We start from the raw sequence: 15,088 nt of genomic DNA on the forward strand, positions 1-15,088 counted from the left end.
CAGGAGAGAGGTAGACCATCGTGGCCCTCCCACAGCTGACACCCGAGCAGCGGCAGGCCGCGCTCGCGAAGGCGGCACAGGCCCGCCAGGTGCGCGCCGAGGTCAAGAACCGGCTCAAGCACTCCGGTGCCAGTCTCGCCGACGTGATCGCCGAGTCGCGGGTGGACGACGTGATCGCCAAGCTGAGGGTCAGCGACCTGCTGCAGTCGATGCCCGGCGTCGGCAAGGTCCGCGCCCGCGAGATCATGGACCGCATCGGCATCGCCGACAGCCGTCGGCTCCGAGGCCTCGGCGTCAACCAGGTGCAGGCACTCCTGCGCGAGTTCGGCAGCCGTGAGCGCTGACGGTTCCCCTGCCCGTTCCAGGCTCGTGGTGCTGGCCGGGCCGACGGCGGTCGGCAAGGGCACCGTGGCGGCCTGCGTCCGTCGCGAGCGGCCCGACATCTGGATCTCCGTCTCCGCCACGACCCGCCCACCGCGGCCGGGCGAGCAGGACGGGATGCACTACCACTTCGTGAGCGAGGCCGAGTTCGACCGCCTCGTCGAGACCGACGGCCTGCTGGAGTGGGCCGTGGTGCACGGTCGCCATCGGTACGGCACGCCCCGCGAGCCCGTGGAGCAGCGACTGAGCGCCGGGAAGCCGGCCCTGCTCGAGCTGGACCTCCAGGGTGCGCGCCAGGTCCGTGAGGCCATGCCGGAGGCGCTGATGTGCTTCCTGGCGCCCCCGTCGTTCGAGGAGCTGGAGCGTCGGCTGCTGGGACGGGGCACCGAAGGACCCGAGGAACGCGAACGTCGACTGCGCACCGCGCACGAGGAGCTGGCGGCCGAGAGCGAGTTCGACGTCACGATCGTCAACACCGACGTCCCGGCCGCGTGCCGGGAGTTGATAGGCTTGTTCGAGGGCCCGCGCCAGAACGACGCCGCGAGTCCGGACCAGACTTCTTCCGCCATCCATCACAGCGAGGCACAGTGACCAGCACGCGTTCCGTGGCCGAGGGCATCACGAACCCGCCCATCGACGACCTGCTCGACAAGGCCGACTCCAAGTACAAGCTGGTGCTCTACAGCGCCAAGCGTGCGCGGCAGATCAACGCCTACTACTCCCAGCTCGGCGAGGGCCTGCTCGAGTACGTCGGCCCCCTCCTCGAGACCGAGGTCCAGGAGAAGCCGCTGTCCATCGCCCTGCGCGAGATCAACGCCGGTCTCCTGACCGCCGAGGACATCGACGGCTCCGAGGCCAACAGCACCGGGACGGTCAAGCCCGAGAAGGCCTGAGCGCCCGCTCATGACGGATCCCGCGGCCGGGGGGCCGGACCGACCTCGCGTCGTGCTCGGCGTCGCCGGCGGCATCGCCGCCTACAAGGCGGCCTCGTTGCTGCGCCTGTTCACCGAGTCCGGTCACGACGTGCGCGTCGTGCCCACTCGGTCCGCGCTGCAGTTCGTGGGTGCCCCCACGTGGGAGGCGCTCAGCGGGCAGCCCGTGTCCACGGAGGTGTTCGCCGACGTCCACGAGGTGCCCCACGTGCGGCTCGGCCAGCAGGCCGACCTCGTCGTGGTGGCACCCGCCACGGCCGACCTCCTGGCCAAGGCCGCCCACGGCCTGGCCGACGACCTGCTCACCAACACGCTGCTCACGGCGCGCTGCCCCGTGGTGCTGGCCCCGGCCATGCACACCGAGATGTGGGAGCACGCCGCCACCCAGGCCAACGTCGAGACGCTGCGCTCGCGCGGCGTCGTGGTGATCGAGCCCGCCGCCGGTCGGCTCACCGGCAGCGACACCGGCAAGGGTCGGCTTCCCGAGCCCGACGAGCTGTTCGCGGCCTGTCGAGCCCTGCTCGACGCGCCCACCCAGGACCTCGCCGGCCTGCACGTCGTCGTCTCCGCAGGGGGAACCCGCGAGTTCCTCGACCCGGTCCGCTACCTGGGCAACCGTTCGTCCGGGCGCCAGGGCGTCGCGATCGCCCAGGCCGCGCTGGCTCGGGGCGCCACCGTGCGGCTGGTCGCCGCCAACGTGTCGGTGCCGTTGCCGGCGGGGGTCGACGTCGTCGAGGTCGTCACCACCGCGGAGCTGCAGGCCGCCGTGGTCGACGCGGCCCGGTCCGCCGACGTCGTGGTCATGGCCGCCGCGCCCGCCGACTTCCGGCCCGCCGACGTGTCGGGCCACAAGATCAAGAAGCGCGACGACGGCCGCACGCCCGTCATCGAGCTCGTCGAGAACCCCGACATCCTCGCCGGGCTGGTGCGCGACCGCGCCGGTGACGCGACCCCGTTCGTCGTCGGCTTCGCCGCCGAGACCGGCGACGCCGACGGGAGCGTGGCCGACCACGCCCGGGCCAAGCTCGAGCGCAAGGGCTGCGAGCTGCTGGTGGTCAACGACGTCAGCGACGGCCAGGTGTTCGGCCAGGAGGACAACGAGGCCGTCATCCTCGGCTCCGACGGTGCCGAGGTCGCCGTGCCGCGCGGTCCGAAGAGCGCCCTGGCGCACGCCGTGTGGGACGAGGTCGTCCGCCGCTCGGGACGGCGGAACGTCACGGCCTGAGCGTCGTTACACTCCCCGAGGAACCACCTGTCGCACGCGTCCCGGCATCCGCCGGCGCACCGTACGCGCACCCCACCCCATCAGGAGAGATCGAGTGAGCCGCTTCTTCACGTCCGAGTCAGTGACCGAGGGCCACCCCGACAAGATCGCCGACCAGATCAGCGACAGCGTGCTCGACGCGCTGCTCGCCGAGGACCCCAAGAGCCGCGTGGCGTGCGAGACCTACGTGACGACCGGCCTGGTGCTGGTCGGCGGCGAGGTCACGACCGAGGCCTACGTGGACATCGCGCGAATCGCCCGCGACCGCGTGCTCGAGATCGGCTACGACTCCTCCGTCAAGGGCTTCGACGGTGAGTCCTGCGCCGTGCAGGTGACGCTCGACGCGCAGAGCGCCGACATCGCCCAGGGCGTCGACGCCGCGTTCGAGAACCGCGCCGACGGCTCGGTCGACCCGCTCGACCTCCAGGGCGCTGGCGACCAGGGCCTGATGTTCGGGTTCGCGATCGACGAGACCCCCGAGCTGATGCCGCTGCCGATCACGATCGCGCACCGCCTCGCCGAGCAGCTCACGGCGGTCCGCAAGGACGGCACGCTGCCCTACCTGCGCGCCGACGGCAAGACGCAGGTGACCATCGAGTACGGCGACGACGACAAGCCCAAGCGCGTCGAGGCCATCGTGGTGTCCACCCAGCACGAGGAGGGCATCGACCTCGACGGCCAGCTCCGCGGCGACATCAAGAAGCACGTCATCGACGCTGTGCTCGCGCAGTACGACATCGACTCCAGCGACTACAAGCTGCACGTGAACCCGACTGGCCGGTTCGTCATCGGCGGCCCCATGGGCGACGTCGGCCTGACGGGTCGCAAGATCATCGTCGACACCTACGGTGGCTACGCCCGCCACGGCGGCGGCGCGTTCTCCGGCAAGGACCCGAGCAAGGTCGACCGCTCCGCTGCCTACGCGATGCGCTGGGTCGCCAAGAACATCGTGGCCGCCGGCCTGGCCACCAAGGCCGAGGTGCAGGTCGCGTACGCGATCGGCGTGGCGCACCCGGTCGGCTTCTACGTCGACACCTACGGCACCGAGACGGTCCCGGTCGACAAGATCCGCGAGGCCGTGCTCGAGGTCTTCGACCTGCGTCCCGGCGCGATCGTCCGCGACCTCGACCTGCTGCGCCCGATCTACGCGCAGACCGCCGCGTACGGCCACTTCGGCCGCCCCGGCCTCCCGTGGGAGGACACCGGCCGCGCCGAGGCCCTGAAGGCCGCCGCGCACGCCTGACCTTCGTCCCTCGACCGCCCGTCGCCCCTCGTGGGTGGCGGGCGGTCGTGCGTGCGGCGTGGCCCCGGCGCGATCTCGGCCTGCGACTGCTTCTCTCGGCCTCTCCTGGTGGTGGGTCGCGCGAGGGCCTCGAACGGGGATCCGGGTGCGCGCGGGGCTGGGTTCTCGGGGCTTCGTCGGGTGAGGGGTAGGTGGCCCGCGTCACGTCGGGGGTCCAGGTAGGACACCCGCGGACACGACGCCGCTATCCGCGGGTGGCCTACCTCTGGGGGCTCCGGTAGCGCGGGCCACCTACCGCTGACCCAGCCGGACCCCGAGCCCACCGTCCGGACCGCCTGGTAGACAGTCCGCGTGACCACCGGCGACCAGCTCGAGCTCCTCGCGGCTCCCGAGCCCGTGCCGCCGCCGGTGCTCCTCGAGGAGGGTGTCGACGAGCGGTCGGGCGAGGTCGCGCCGGTCCGCATCGCGCGGGTGGCGGTCGACACCCCGTTGCCGCACCTGGACCGGCTGTTCGACTACGCGGTCCCGCCCGAGCTCGATCCGCAGCCCGTCCCCGGGTGCCGGGTCAAGGTCCGCTTCGCCGGGCGCGCGACCGACGGCTACGTCGTCGGCCTGGGGGAGACGACCGCCCACGAGGGACGTCTCGCGCCGCTCACCAAGGTCGTCTCGGCCGAGCCCGTGCTGAGTGCCGAGGTGCTGGGACTGGCCCGCGAGGTGGCCGACCGCTGGGCCGGCACGCTGTCGGACGTGCTGCGGCTGGCGGTGCCACCGCGCCAGGCCAAGGTCGAGGCCCGTCCCTCGGTGCCGCGTCCGGACGACGACCTCCCGGGCGTCGACGACGAGGTCTGGCACCTCTGGCCGGACGGACCGGGCTTCCTCGGCGCGCTGGAGTCGGGCACCTCTCCCCGTGTGGTGTGGGAGGCGCTGCCCCTGCGCGACCCCGCCGTCGCGGTCGCGCAGGCCGCTCTCGCCACCCTGCGGTCGGGGCGGGGGACGGTGGTCTGCGTGCCCGACGCGCGCGAGCTCGACCACTGGGACGCGGCACTCACGTCGGTCCTCGGCCACGGGCGCCACGTGGTGCTCTCGTCGGGCCAGAAGCCGGCCGAGCGCTACCGGTCGTTCCTCGCCGTGGCGCGGGGCGAGGTGTCGATCGTGCTGGGCACGCGAGCCGCCGCGTTCGCGCCCGTGCACGACCTGGGTCTCGTGACCGTCTGGGACGACGGTGACGACCTCTACGCGGAGCCTCGGGCGCCGTACCTGCATGCACGCGAGGTCCTGCTCACCCGGGCCGTGCGCGAGGACGCCGCGGTGCTGGTCGGCGGCTACGCACGCACGGCCGAGGCGCAGTCGCTCGTCGGCTCCGGCTGGGCGCGGTCGATGCGGGCCGAGGCCGTCACCCGACGCCGTGCGTGGCCCCGTCTCGACGTCACCGACGGCAGCGTGGCCGGTGGCGCGCCGGCACGCCTGCCGCACCAGGTCTTCGCCGCGGTGCGCCGCGCCGACGGCCCGGTGCTGGTCCAGGTGCCGCGTCGGGGGTACCGCACGTCGTTGAGCTGCCAGGACTGCCGGACCCCGGCCCGCTGCGCGGCCTGCGACGGCCCGCTCGCGCAGGGCGGTCGCGGTGCCACCCTGGCCTGCCGGTGGTGTGGCACCGAGGCCCCCCGATGGACGTGCCCGACGTGCGGCTCCGCCCGGCTGCGCGCCCCTGTCGTCGGCCAGCTGCGGACGGCGGAGGAGTACGCGGCGGCCTTCCCCGACCGTGCGGTCGTCACCTCCGGGGGTGCCGACGTCCTGGCCGAGGCACCGCCCGGCGACGTGCTCGTCCTCGCCACGCCGGGTGCCGAGCCGCGCGTCGAGGGCGGGTACGCGCTCGTGGTGCTCATGGACACCTGGCTGGCGCTGGGCCGCGACGACCTGCGGGTCGGCGAGGAGGCGCACCGGCGGTGGTTCAACGCCCTGGCGCTCGCGCGCGAGCGCGCCGCGGCGGTGGCGGTGGGCGACCCGGCCACGCTGCAGGGTCTCGTCCGCGCCGACCCCGCCGGCCTGGCCGAGCGCGAGCTGGCCGAGCGCGCCGAGGCGCACCTGCCCCCGGTCGCGCGCGTCGCGGTGGTCGAGGCGCCGGCCGACGTCGTCGCCGAGCTCGCGTCCAGGTCCTGGCCCGGAGCCACCGAGGTGCTGGGCCCGGTCCCGGTGCCGACGCGGCCGGGGGAGCCGGAGCATGACCGACTGGTGCTGCGCACACCGCGCCGCGACGGCCCCGCGCTGGCGGCGGCCCTGAAGGACCTGCAGTCCGCGCGCTCGGCGGCCAAGCTCCCGCCCCTGCGGGTCAGGATCGATCCGCACGCCTTCTGACCCCGGCACGTCCTGCCCGCACGGCCGGCGTGGGCGCACGCCCTAGACTCGGCCGACGTGAGGATCGTGTTCGCAGGTACCCCCGAGACCGCCCTGCCCTCGTTGGAGGCGCTGGTCGAGAGCCGGCACGACGTGGCGGCGGTGATCACCCGCCCCGACGCCCGCCAGGGCAGGGGCCGCACCCTGCATCCCTCGCCCGTCGCGGCCCGCGCCGAGGAGCTCGGGATCGAGGTGCTCAAGCCCGCTCGTGCCGACGACCCGGCCTTCCTCGACCGCCTGCGCGAGATCGGCCCGGCGTGCTGCCCGATCGTCGCGTACGGCGCGCTGCTGCGACGCGAGGCGCTCGACGTCCCGGAGTACGGCTGGCTCAACCTGCACTTCTCGGTGCTGCCCGCCTGGCGTGGTGCCGCACCGGTGCAGCGCTCGATCATGGCCGGCGACGAGGTCACCGGTGCCACGGTCTTCAGCCTCGTCGAGGCGCTCGACGCCGGACCGGTGCTCGGCACGATCACCGAGCGCATCCGCGAGGACGACACCGCCGGGACCCTCCTGGACAGGCTCGCGCACGAGGGTGCCCGACTGCTGGTCGATGCGATCGACCACGTCGAGGACGGTGACGCCGCGGCGGTGTCGCAGCCCGACGACGGCGTCTCCTACGCCTCGAAGCTCAGCACCGACGATGCGCACGTCGACTGGACCCGCCCGGCCTTCGCGGTCGATCGCCAGGTCCGCGGCTGCACTCCTGCTCCGGGCGCGTGGTCCGTGCTGGGGGACCAGCGGATCAAGCTCGGACCGGTCACGCCGACGTCCGAGGACACCCTCGCGCCGGGTCAGGTTCAGGCCGGCAAGCACGAGGTGCGGGTCGGCACCGCCACGACCGACGTGGTCCTCGGTCAGGTGCAGCCCACCGGCAAGCGAGCCATGTCGGCTGCTGACTGGGCGCGCGGCACGGCGATCGAGCCCGGCGTGGTGCTGTCATGAGGAGGATCTCGTGAGCGACCCGTCCCGTGGCGTCGCGTACGACGTGCTGCGGGCGGCCGACGAGCGCGACGCGTACGTCAACCTCCTGCTGCCGCAGCTGCTGCGTGAACGCCGCATCGAGGGGCGCGACGCCGCGTTCGCGACCGAGCTGGTCCACGGCACGCTGCGCCTGCGGGGCACCTACGACGCCGTGATCGACTCCCTCGTCGACCGACCTCTCGACCCAGAGGTGCGCGACGTGCTGCGGCTCGGTGCCCACCAGGCGCTCTCGATGCGGGTCCCGTCGCACGCCGCCGTCTCCACGAGCGTGAGCCTCGTGCGACGGGTGGTGGGGCACAAGACGGCCGGACTGGTGAACGCGGTCATGCGCAAGATCGCGGCCGACGACCTGGACACGTGGCTCGACCGCCTCGTGCAGGGTCGCGCCGGCGACGACGCGCTCGCCGTGCGGTACTCCCACCCGGCGTGGATCGTCGATGGTCTGCGGACCGCGCTGCGGTCCGTCGACGCGGCCGACGAGCTGGAGCAGCTGCTCGCGGCCGACAACCTCGCGCCTCGCGTCACGCTCGTGGCTCGGCCCGGTCTGGTCGACCCCGCGCGGCTTCCCGGGCGGCCCGGCTCGGTCTCTCCCTACGCGCGCGTGCTCGACGGGGGAGACCCGGGCGACGTCGCCGCCGTGCGGGACGGCCTGGCCGGTGTGCAGGACGAGGGGTCGCAGATGGTCGCGCTCTCCGTGGCGGAGGCGACGCTCGAGGGACCGGACGCCCGGTGGCTCGACCTCTGCGCCGGACCCGGTGGCAAGGCGGCCCTCCTGGGGGCGCTCGCCGCACAGCGAGGTGCGCACCTCGTCGCCAACGAGGTCCAGCCGCACCGGGCCGAGCTGGTGCGGCAGGGTCTGCGCGCCCTGCCCGACGTCGACGTCACCGTCCAGGACGGCCGTGAGGGTCCGTGGGAGCCCGGTTCGTTCGACCGCGTGCTCGTGGACGCACCCTGCACCGGGCTGGGCGCACTGCGCCGACGTCCGGAGTCGCGCTGGCGACGCTCGCCCGACGACCTCGCCTCGCTCGTGCCGCTGCAGCGCGACCTGCTGCGGCGTGCCGTCGAGCTGACGCGTCCTGGCGGGGTCGTCGGCTACGCCACGTGCTCGCCCCTTGTGGAGGAGACCCTCGAGGTCGTGGAGTCGGTGGGACCCGGCGTCGCCGCGCTCGAGTCCGTGCACCGCTGGTGGCCGCACCGCGACGGCACCGACGCGATGTTCCTCGCGATCCTCCGCCGCCGCTGACCGGCGGGAACGGGGCGCCACTACGCTGTCGGCCATGGCCATCCAGATCACGCCGAGCCTGCTCAACGCCGACTTCGCGAACCTGGCGGGTGAGGCGGCACGGATCCCGACGGCCGACTGGCTGCACATGGACGTCATGGACAACCACTTCGTGCCCAACCTGACGCTCGGCGCACCGGTCATCGAGGCGCTCAGCAAGGCCTCCGCCCAGCCGATCGACGCGCACCTGATGATCGCCGACCCCGACCGCTGGGCACCACAGTTCGTGGAGGCCGGAGCGGGCAGCGTCACCTTCCACGTGGAGGCCGCGCACGCGCCCGTGCGCCTGGCCCGCGAGATCCGCGCGCAGGGTGCCCGCGCGTCCATGGCGCTCAAGCCGGCCACCCCCATCGAGCCGTACGCCGATCTGCTCCCCGAGCTCGACATGGTGCTCGTCATGACCGTCGAGCCCGGGTTCGGTGGTCAGAAGTTCCTCGACCTGTGCCTGCCGAAGATCCGCCGCACGCGTGAGCTCATCGAGCGCACCGGCGGCGAGATCTGGCTGCAGGTCGACGGCGGGGTCTCCGTCGAGACCATCGAGCGGTGCGCCGACGCCGGTGCCGACACCTTCGTCGCCGGCTCCGCGGTGTTCGGTGCCGACGACCCCGGTGCCATGGTCGAGACGCTGCGCGGGCTCGCCGACTCCGCCTGCCGCCACTGAGTCGGACGCCTCGGGACGTGGTCCCGGTCTCTCATCGGGAGACGGCGACCGAGGGTCTCGTGCGCCCGGCTACACTTTCGCCGTACGAGCAACAGCTCGCGTGTTCCGGGGTCGGTGCAATTCCGAGCCGGCGGTCATAGTCCGCGACCCGCCCTCCTTCGGGAGGATGGTTGAACCGGTGGAACTCCGGTACCGACGGTGAAAGTCCGGATGAGAGGCACACGCGGGGTCTGGCGCCGGGTCCGCGCGGACCCGTGCACCCGACCCGACGACCCCGGATCGGCGAGCCCGACCGGAGGACACGATGGGCACCGAGGCTGGACGCACGGGCACCGAGCAGCAGGCCATGCGCGTGGCGATCGACGCCGCGCGCTCCGTGGCCAGCGCGCTCCCGAACCCCCGGGTCGGTTGCGTGCTGCTGACTCCCGCGGGAGAGCAGCTGGCGGTCGGTCTGCACCGAGGTGCGGGGACGCCGCACGCCGAGGTCGACGCGCTCCAGCAGGCCGGTGACGCCGCGCGTGGGGCCACGGCGGTCGTCACGCTCGAGCCGTGCGCGCACACCGGGCGCACCGGGCCTTGCGTCGAGGCGTTGCTGGAGGCAGGGGTGGCCCGGGTCGTGTTCGCCCAGACCGACCCGAACCCCGAGGCCACAGGTGGCGCCGACCGCCTGAGGGCGGCCGGCGTCGAGGTCGAGTCCGGGCTGCTCGCCGACGAGGCCGCCGAGCTGAACGTGGAGTGGACCTTCGCCCTCACCCACGGTCGCCCCTTCGTCACCTGGAAGTACGCCGCGACCATGGACGGCCTGAGCGCCGCTCCCGACGGCTCGAGCAAGTGGATCACCTCGGCCGAGGCCCGACGCGACGTGCAGCTCTTCCGCGCCGGTGCCGACGCGATCATGGCGGGTACCGGCGCGGTCCTGGCCGACGACCCGCGCCTGACCGTCCGCGACGCCGACGACCTCCCGCTCCCGTACGACCGCCAGCCCTTGCGCGTCGTGGTGGGGGAGACCCACATCCCCTCGTACTACCGGGTGTTCGACCGGGTCGCGCCGACGTTGCTCGTGCAGAGCCGCGAGCCCGACGAGGTGCTCGCGAAGATGGTCGAGAACGGCGTCCGGCACGTGTGGCTCGAGGGCGGTCCTCGCCTGGCCGGCGCGTTCTGGAACGCGGGCCTGGTCGACCGGGTGATCGGCTACATCGCTCCCGCGATGCTCGGCTCGGGCCGGGCCGCGCTGGAGGGCGAGGCCGCCACGCTGGCCGACCTGCGTCCCATCGACCTGCACGACGTCGCGCGGATCGGCCCCGACATCCGCATCATCGGCACGCCGGGCCGTGCCCCACGTGAGGAGATGCCCTGATGTTCACCGGTCTCGTGGAGGAGAAGGGCGTCGTCACGGCGATCGAGTCGCTCGGCGACTCCGTGCGCCTCTCGGTGCGCGGCCCCGTCGTCACGGCCGACGCGACGCACGGAGCCTCGATCTCCGTGAACGGCTGCTGCCTCACGGTCATGGACCAGTCGTCGCAGGAGGGGGACGGCGACGTCTTCAGCGCCGACGTCATGGCCGAGTCGCTCGACCGCACGTCGCTCGGTGGCCTGGAGGTCGGTGACGAGGTCAATCTCGAGCGCGCCATGCAGGCCGGTGCGCGGATGGGCGGGCACATCGTGCAGGGGCACGTCGACGGCACCGGGGCGCTGATCGACCGCACGCCGAGCGAGCACTGGGACGTGCTGCGCTTCTCCCTGCCGGCCGAGCTGGCCCGGTACCTGGTCCCCAAGGGCTCGATCACGGTCCAGGGGGTGTCGCTCACGGTCGTCGAGGTCGTCGACGCCCCCGGCGGGGGTGCCGGGCCGTGGGCGGCGGACGGACCGGACGCCTGGTTCTCGGTCTCCCTCATCCCCACCACCCTCGCGGACACGACGCTCGGCACCCTCGCCCCCGGCGACCGGGTGAACCTCGAGGTCGACGTCCTCGCCAAGTACGTGGAGCGGCTGCTGGCCGCCCGCCTCCCGAAGGAGCAGCAGTCATGACGACGTATTCGGACGCCGGCGGCGACACGGTCCGCCTCGACAGCATCGAGCGGGCGATCGCCGACATTCGCGACGGCAAGGCCGTCGTGGTGGTCGACGACCCGGGCCGCGAGAACGAGGGCGACATCATCTTCGCCGCGAGCAAGGCCACGCCGGAGCTGATGGGCTTCCTGGTGCGGTACTCCAGCGGCTACGTGTGCGCACCCGCGCCGGGGGCCATCCTCGACCGGCTCGGCATCCCGCTCATGACGCCGCACAACCGCGAGATGATGCGCACCGCCTACACGATCTCGATCGACGCCCGCGACGGCATCACCACGGGCATCTCGGCGGCCGACCGGGCGCGCACGGTCCGGGTGCTCGCCGACTCGGCGACCGAGCCGTTCGAGCTGGTCATGCCGGGCCACGTGCTGCCCCTGCGCGCGAAGGAGGGCGGCGTCCTGGCGCGCGCCGGACACACCGAGGCTGCGGTGGACCTCACCCGGCTCGCGGGCCTGACGCCGGTCGGCGTGATCGGCGAGGTCGTGCACGACGACGGCACCCTCATGCGGGCGCCCGCCCTGCGCGCGTTCGCCGACGAGCACGACCTGGCCCTCGTCTCGATCGAGGACCTGCAGGTGCACCTGCGTCTGCACGAGTCCCAGGTCGAGCGGCTCGCCACGACGACGCTCCCCACCGAGTTCGGCACCTTCGCCGCACACGGCTTCCGCGACACGATCGACGGGGCCGAGCACGTGGCCCTCGTGCACGGAGACCTCGCCGCGGCGGCCGCCGAGGGTGCGAGCGTGCTGGTCCGTCTGCACTCGGAGTGCCTGACCGGTGACGTGTTCGGCTCGCGGCGCTGCGACTGCGGGCCCCAGCTCCAGGCGTCCATGGCGGCGGTCAAGGCCGAGGGGGCGGGCGTCGTGGTGTACCTGCGCGGTCACGAGGGCCGAGGGATCGGTCTGCTGCACAAGCTGCAGGCCTACGCCCTGCAGGACGCCGGCCGTGACACGGTCGACGCCAACCTCGCCCTGGGGTTCGGCGAGGACGAGCGCGACTACGCCGCCGGCGCGCAGATGCTGCGCGACCTCGGCATCGGCTCGGTCCGGCTGCTCACCAACAACCCGGACAAGGCGACGCAGCTGGAGGCCTACGGCGTGAAGGTGGCCGAGCGGATCTCCCTGCAGATCCAGCCGACCGCCGAGAACATCCAGTACCTGAGGACCAAGGCCGAGCGGATGGGTCACGACCTGCCCGACCTGGGCCTCGACGAGACGACGGGAACGACGGCATGAGCGGACACGGAGCACCCACCCTGCAGGTCGACGCCACGGGGGCCCGCGTGGCCGTCGTGGCCTCCAGCTGGCACGACCAGGTGATGGACGGCCTGATCGCGGGCGCCCAGCGCGCCCTGTCGGACGCCGGGGTCACCGACGCCACGCTCGTGCGGGCTGCCGGTTCGTTCGAGCTGCCGCTCGTCGCCCAGGGGTGCGCGGCGGCCGGCTTCGACGCGGTCGTGGCCCTCGGCGTGATCATCCGAGGCGGCACACCTCACTTCGAGTACGTCTCGGCCGCAGCCACCGACGGCCTCGCGCGGGTGTCCCTCGACACGGGTGTGCCGGTGGGGTTCGGTCTGCTGACGTGCGACACCGAGCAGCAGGCGCTCGACCGCGCCGGGCTCGAGGGCAGCGTCGAGGACAAGGGTCGGGAGGCCGCCGAGGCCGCGCTGTCGACCTGGGCGACCCTGCGCACGCTGGCGTCCCTAGACTGAGGTCACCATGAAGACCTTCGACGACCTGTTCGCCGAGCTCGCCGCCAAGGCCAGCGACCGGCCCGAGGGCTCGCGCACCGTCGCCGAGCTCGATGCCGGCGTGCACGCGATCGGCAAGAAGCTGGTCGAGGAGGCCGCCGAGTCCTGGATGGCCGCCGAGCACGAGGGCCCCGAGCGCACGGCCGAGGAGATCAGCCAGCTGCTCTACCACGCCCAGGTCATGATGATCGCCGCCGGCATCTCGCTCGACGACGTCTACGCGCATCTGTGACGACAGCGGACCCAGCACCTCCTCGGGCCGTGCCGCTGTCGTGCGTTCCGGCCACCGTCCCCCGTCGTGGCGGACGCCGGTCGGGCCCGACCTCCTTCGTCAGAAAGTCACCACCATGCTGAGAGTGGCCGTTCCCAACAAGGGCGCCCTGTCCGACGCCGCCAGCCAGATCCTCGCGGAGGCGGGCTACCGCCAGCGCCGCAACACCAAGGACCTCGTCCTCGTCGACGCCGAGAACGACGTCGAGTTCTTCTACCTGCGACCCCGCGACATCGCCGTCTACGTGGGGGAGGGCACGCTCGACGTCGGCATCACCGGCCGTGACCTCCTGCTCGACTCCGCGGCCCCGGCGACCGAGCAGATCGGCCTGGGCTTCGGGGCCTCGACGTTCCGCTTCGCCGCGCCGACCGGCTCCATGTCCGCGATCGCCGAGCTCGAGGGCAAGCGGATCGCGACCTCGTACCCCGTCATCGTGCAGGACTACCTGAGCGCGCGCGGGGTCGCGGCGACCGTGGTCCGCCTCGACGGTGCGGTCGAGTCCTCCATCCGCCTCGGCGTGGCCGACGCGATCGCCGACGTCGTCGAGACCGGGAGCACGCTGCGCCAGGCCGACCTCGCGGTGTTCGGCGACCCGATCCTCTCGTCCGAGGCCGTCCTCATCACGCGCGGCGAGGCAGGAACGGGCGAGCCCGACGGGTACGCCGTGTTCAAGCGTCGTCTCGACAGCGTCCTCGTCGCCCGGACGTACGTGATGATGGACTACGACATCCGCGTGGAGCACGTCGAACGGGCGGTCGAGCTCACGCCGGGCATCGAGTCGCCCACCGTGTCCCCGCTCCATCGTGAGGGCTGGGTCGCGGTGCGCTCGATGGTGCCGCGCGACGCCGCCCAGAAGATCATGGACAGCCTCTACGAGCTGGGCGCCCGCGGCATCCTCGTGACCGACATCCTGGCGTGCCGGGTATGACCACGCACCGTCCCGGCGGGACCCGCTACGTCGCCTACGGGTCCTGCGTGGCCCTAGTGGCGATGTCGGTCGCGATCACCTTCGCGCTGCCGCAGGAGATCCGGTCCCAGGTCACGCTCTCCCAGGCGCTCACGCTGTACGGCTCCATCGCGGTCTTCATCGTGATCCTGCACGGCATCGGTCGCAGCCGGGTGACGGTGTCCGACGACGAGCTCGAGGTCGTGAACGGGTACCGCACGCACCACGTGCCGTGGAACCGGGTGAAGGGCTTCGCCTTCGGCGAGGGCGCACCCTGGCCCACCCTCGTGACGGTCGACGACGAGAGGCTGATGCTGTTCGCCCTGCAGGGCACGAGCGGCCACGGCCGGGTGCGTCAGGTCGTCGACGACCTGGTGCGGCGCGTCCCGTGACCGGTCGCTCGCTGGCCGAGCCGGCGTTCCCCGACGACGACGGACGACTCGATCCTCGCCTCGGCGCTGCCCTGGGCGACACGGTGGCCGTCCTGGCGGTCCTCGGCTCCGTGCGCGTCTTCGTGCCCGTGGTCGCCACGCTCGGCGCCGCGAGCCAGGCCGCCGGCCCCGAGGCCCTGACCAGCGGGGACAAGGACGCCGACATGGCCGCGGTGCTGATGACCGGCGCCGACGGCCGCCAGGCGCTTCTGACGTTCAGCAGCCTCGATGCGATGGCACGGTGGAACCCGCAGGCCCGACCGGTTCCCGTGTGGGGCCAGGCGGCCGCCGTGGCGGCGCAGTCCGAGGGCGCCACGGCGCTGCTGCTCGACCTCGGCTCCCCGCACTTCCAGGTCGTGGAGACCGACGACCTGCGGCACCTGGCGGCGGGGGACCGGCTGGTCTCCACCGACGTCGGCCACGCGTGGGTGACCGGAGGCTGACGAAGGTCGCGACGGCCGGTGCGCCGGTGCGGCGGCTCTCGT

At 73.2% G+C, this 15,088-nt stretch carries 17 protein-coding genes and 1 riboswitch; all 17 genes read left to right on the forward strand.

Annotation, left to right across the window (positions count from 1 at the left end):
• Nucleotides 1-20: 20 nt before the first annotated feature.
• Nucleotides 21-344: an integration host factor, actinobacterial type gene (gene mihF / locus ASF38_RS16705; protein ID WP_055970407.1), complete on the forward strand. Its 324-nt coding sequence runs from the start codon at nucleotides 21-23 to the stop codon at nucleotides 342-344.
• Nucleotides 334-972, forward strand: a complete 639-nt coding sequence (gene gmk, locus ASF38_RS16710; protein WP_082480845.1) for a guanylate kinase — start codon at nucleotides 334-336, stop codon at nucleotides 970-972. The genes mihF and gmk overlap by 11 nt, the downstream gene beginning before the upstream one ends.
• The gene (gene rpoZ, locus ASF38_RS16715) at nucleotides 969-1,274 is read left to right on the forward strand and encodes a DNA-directed RNA polymerase subunit omega (RefSeq protein ID WP_056554994.1); all 306 of its coding nucleotides are present in this window, start codon (nucleotides 969-971) and stop codon (nucleotides 1,272-1,274) included. Before gmk ends, rpoZ begins: the two co-directional genes overlap by 4 nt.
• A 10-nt stretch (nucleotides 1,275-1,284) precedes the next feature.
• A complete protein-coding gene (gene coaBC / locus ASF38_RS16720; RefSeq protein ID WP_056577565.1) occupies nucleotides 1,285-2,538 on the forward strand; it encodes a bifunctional phosphopantothenoylcysteine decarboxylase/phosphopantothenate--cysteine ligase CoaBC in 1,254 nt (417 codons plus the stop codon).
• Nucleotides 2,539-2,632: 94 nt separating this feature from the next.
• Entirely contained in the window at nucleotides 2,633-3,820 is a 1,188-nt protein-coding gene (gene metK, locus ASF38_RS16725; protein ID WP_055970400.1) for a methionine adenosyltransferase, read from the forward strand.
• Between the two features lie 351 nt (nucleotides 3,821-4,171).
• Nucleotides 4,172-6,172 carry a primosome assembly protein PriA gene (locus ASF38_RS16730; protein WP_235497778.1) on the forward strand — a complete coding sequence of 667 codons (2,001 nt, stop codon included), beginning with the start codon at nucleotides 4,172-4,174 and terminating at the stop codon, nucleotides 6,170-6,172.
• A 57-nt stretch (nucleotides 6,173-6,229) separates the two neighbouring features.
• The gene (gene fmt, locus ASF38_RS16735; protein WP_055970398.1) at nucleotides 6,230-7,153 is read left to right on the forward strand and encodes a methionyl-tRNA formyltransferase; all 924 of its coding nucleotides are present in this window, start codon (nucleotides 6,230-6,232) and stop codon (nucleotides 7,151-7,153) included.
• A 10-nt stretch (nucleotides 7,154-7,163) separates the two neighbouring features.
• Nucleotides 7,164-8,435, forward strand: a complete 1,272-nt coding sequence (locus tag ASF38_RS16740; protein ID WP_056577568.1) for an RsmB/NOP family class I SAM-dependent RNA methyltransferase — start codon at nucleotides 7,164-7,166, stop codon at nucleotides 8,433-8,435.
• A gap of 34 nt (nucleotides 8,436-8,469) precedes the next feature.
• Nucleotides 8,470-9,135, forward strand: a complete 666-nt coding sequence (gene rpe, locus ASF38_RS16745; protein ID WP_056577576.1) for a ribulose-phosphate 3-epimerase — start codon at nucleotides 8,470-8,472, stop codon at nucleotides 9,133-9,135.
• 96 nt (nucleotides 9,136-9,231) lie between these two features.
• A riboswitch (FMN riboswitch) is annotated at nucleotides 9,232-9,362 on the forward strand.
• Between the two features lie 77 nt (nucleotides 9,363-9,439).
• Complete coding sequence (ribD, locus tag ASF38_RS16750; protein ID WP_056577579.1) at nucleotides 9,440-10,492, forward strand: bifunctional diaminohydroxyphosphoribosylaminopyrimidine deaminase/5-amino-6-(5-phosphoribosylamino)uracil reductase RibD; 1,053 nt, start codon at nucleotides 9,440-9,442, stop codon at nucleotides 10,490-10,492.
• On the forward strand, nucleotides 10,492-11,163 hold the full coding sequence (locus ASF38_RS16755; protein ID WP_055970389.1) for a riboflavin synthase: 672 nt from the start codon (nucleotides 10,492-10,494) through the stop codon (nucleotides 11,161-11,163). Before ribD ends, ASF38_RS16755 begins: the two co-directional genes overlap by 1 nt.
• Nucleotides 11,160-12,440: a bifunctional 3,4-dihydroxy-2-butanone-4-phosphate synthase/GTP cyclohydrolase II gene (locus ASF38_RS16760; protein ID WP_055970387.1), complete on the forward strand. Its 1,281-nt coding sequence runs from the start codon at nucleotides 11,160-11,162 to the stop codon at nucleotides 12,438-12,440. The genes ASF38_RS16755 and ASF38_RS16760 overlap by 4 nt, the downstream gene beginning before the upstream one ends.
• Nucleotides 12,437-12,916 carry a 6,7-dimethyl-8-ribityllumazine synthase gene (gene ribH, locus ASF38_RS16765; RefSeq protein WP_055970385.1) on the forward strand — a complete coding sequence of 160 codons (480 nt, stop codon included), beginning with the start codon at nucleotides 12,437-12,439 and terminating at the stop codon, nucleotides 12,914-12,916. The genes ASF38_RS16760 and ribH overlap by 4 nt, the downstream gene beginning before the upstream one ends.
• Nucleotides 12,917-12,923: 7 nt before the next feature.
• Nucleotides 12,924-13,187 (forward strand): phosphoribosyl-ATP diphosphatase, encoded by a 264-nt coding sequence (locus ASF38_RS16770; RefSeq protein ID WP_055970382.1) that lies wholly within the window; start codon nucleotides 12,924-12,926, stop codon nucleotides 13,185-13,187.
• Nucleotides 13,188-13,302: 115 nt separating this feature from the next.
• The gene (gene hisG, locus ASF38_RS16775) at nucleotides 13,303-14,154 is read left to right on the forward strand and encodes an ATP phosphoribosyltransferase (RefSeq protein ID WP_055970380.1); all 852 of its coding nucleotides are present in this window, start codon (nucleotides 13,303-13,305) and stop codon (nucleotides 14,152-14,154) included.
• Nucleotides 14,151-14,564 carry a PH domain-containing protein gene (locus ASF38_RS16780; protein WP_055970379.1) on the forward strand — a complete coding sequence of 138 codons (414 nt, stop codon included), beginning with the start codon at nucleotides 14,151-14,153 and terminating at the stop codon, nucleotides 14,562-14,564. The genes hisG and ASF38_RS16780 overlap by 4 nt, the downstream gene beginning before the upstream one ends.
• Complete coding sequence (locus tag ASF38_RS16785) at nucleotides 14,561-15,046, forward strand: SseB family protein (RefSeq protein WP_055970377.1); 486 nt, start codon at nucleotides 14,561-14,563, stop codon at nucleotides 15,044-15,046. Before ASF38_RS16780 ends, ASF38_RS16785 begins: the two co-directional genes overlap by 4 nt.
• Nucleotides 15,047-15,088: the final 42 nt, after the last annotated feature.

This window comes from Aeromicrobium sp. Leaf272, assembly GCF_001422865.1.
Classification (GTDB): Bacteria; Actinomycetota; Actinomycetes; order Propionibacteriales; family Nocardioidaceae; genus Aeromicrobium.

Bases quoted from the DNA above. Each gene is read 5' to 3' on its own strand.
- coaBC (WP_056577565.1), top strand. From the start codon at position 1,285: ATGACGGATCCCGCGGCCGGGGGGCCGGACCGACCTCGCGTCGTGCTC.
- rpe (WP_056577576.1), top strand. From the start codon at position 8,470: ATGGCCATCCAGATCACGCCGAGCCTGCTCAACGCCGACTTCGCGAAC.
- ribD (WP_056577579.1), top strand. From the start codon at position 9,440: ATGGGCACCGAGGCTGGACGCACGGGCACCGAGCAGCAGGCCATGCGC.
- ASF38_RS16755 (WP_055970389.1), top strand. From the start codon at position 10,492: ATGTTCACCGGTCTCGTGGAGGAGAAGGGCGTCGTCACGGCGATCGAG.
- ASF38_RS16760 (WP_055970387.1), top strand. From the start codon at position 11,160: ATGACGACGTATTCGGACGCCGGCGGCGACACGGTCCGCCTCGACAGC.
- ribH (WP_055970385.1), top strand. From the start codon at position 12,437: ATGAGCGGACACGGAGCACCCACCCTGCAGGTCGACGCCACGGGGGCC.
- ASF38_RS16770 (WP_055970382.1), top strand. From the start codon at position 12,924: ATGAAGACCTTCGACGACCTGTTCGCCGAGCTCGCCGCCAAGGCCAGC.
- hisG (WP_055970380.1), top strand. From the start codon at position 13,303: ATGCTGAGAGTGGCCGTTCCCAACAAGGGCGCCCTGTCCGACGCCGCC.
- ASF38_RS16780 (WP_055970379.1), top strand. From the start codon at position 14,151: ATGACCACGCACCGTCCCGGCGGGACCCGCTACGTCGCCTACGGGTCC.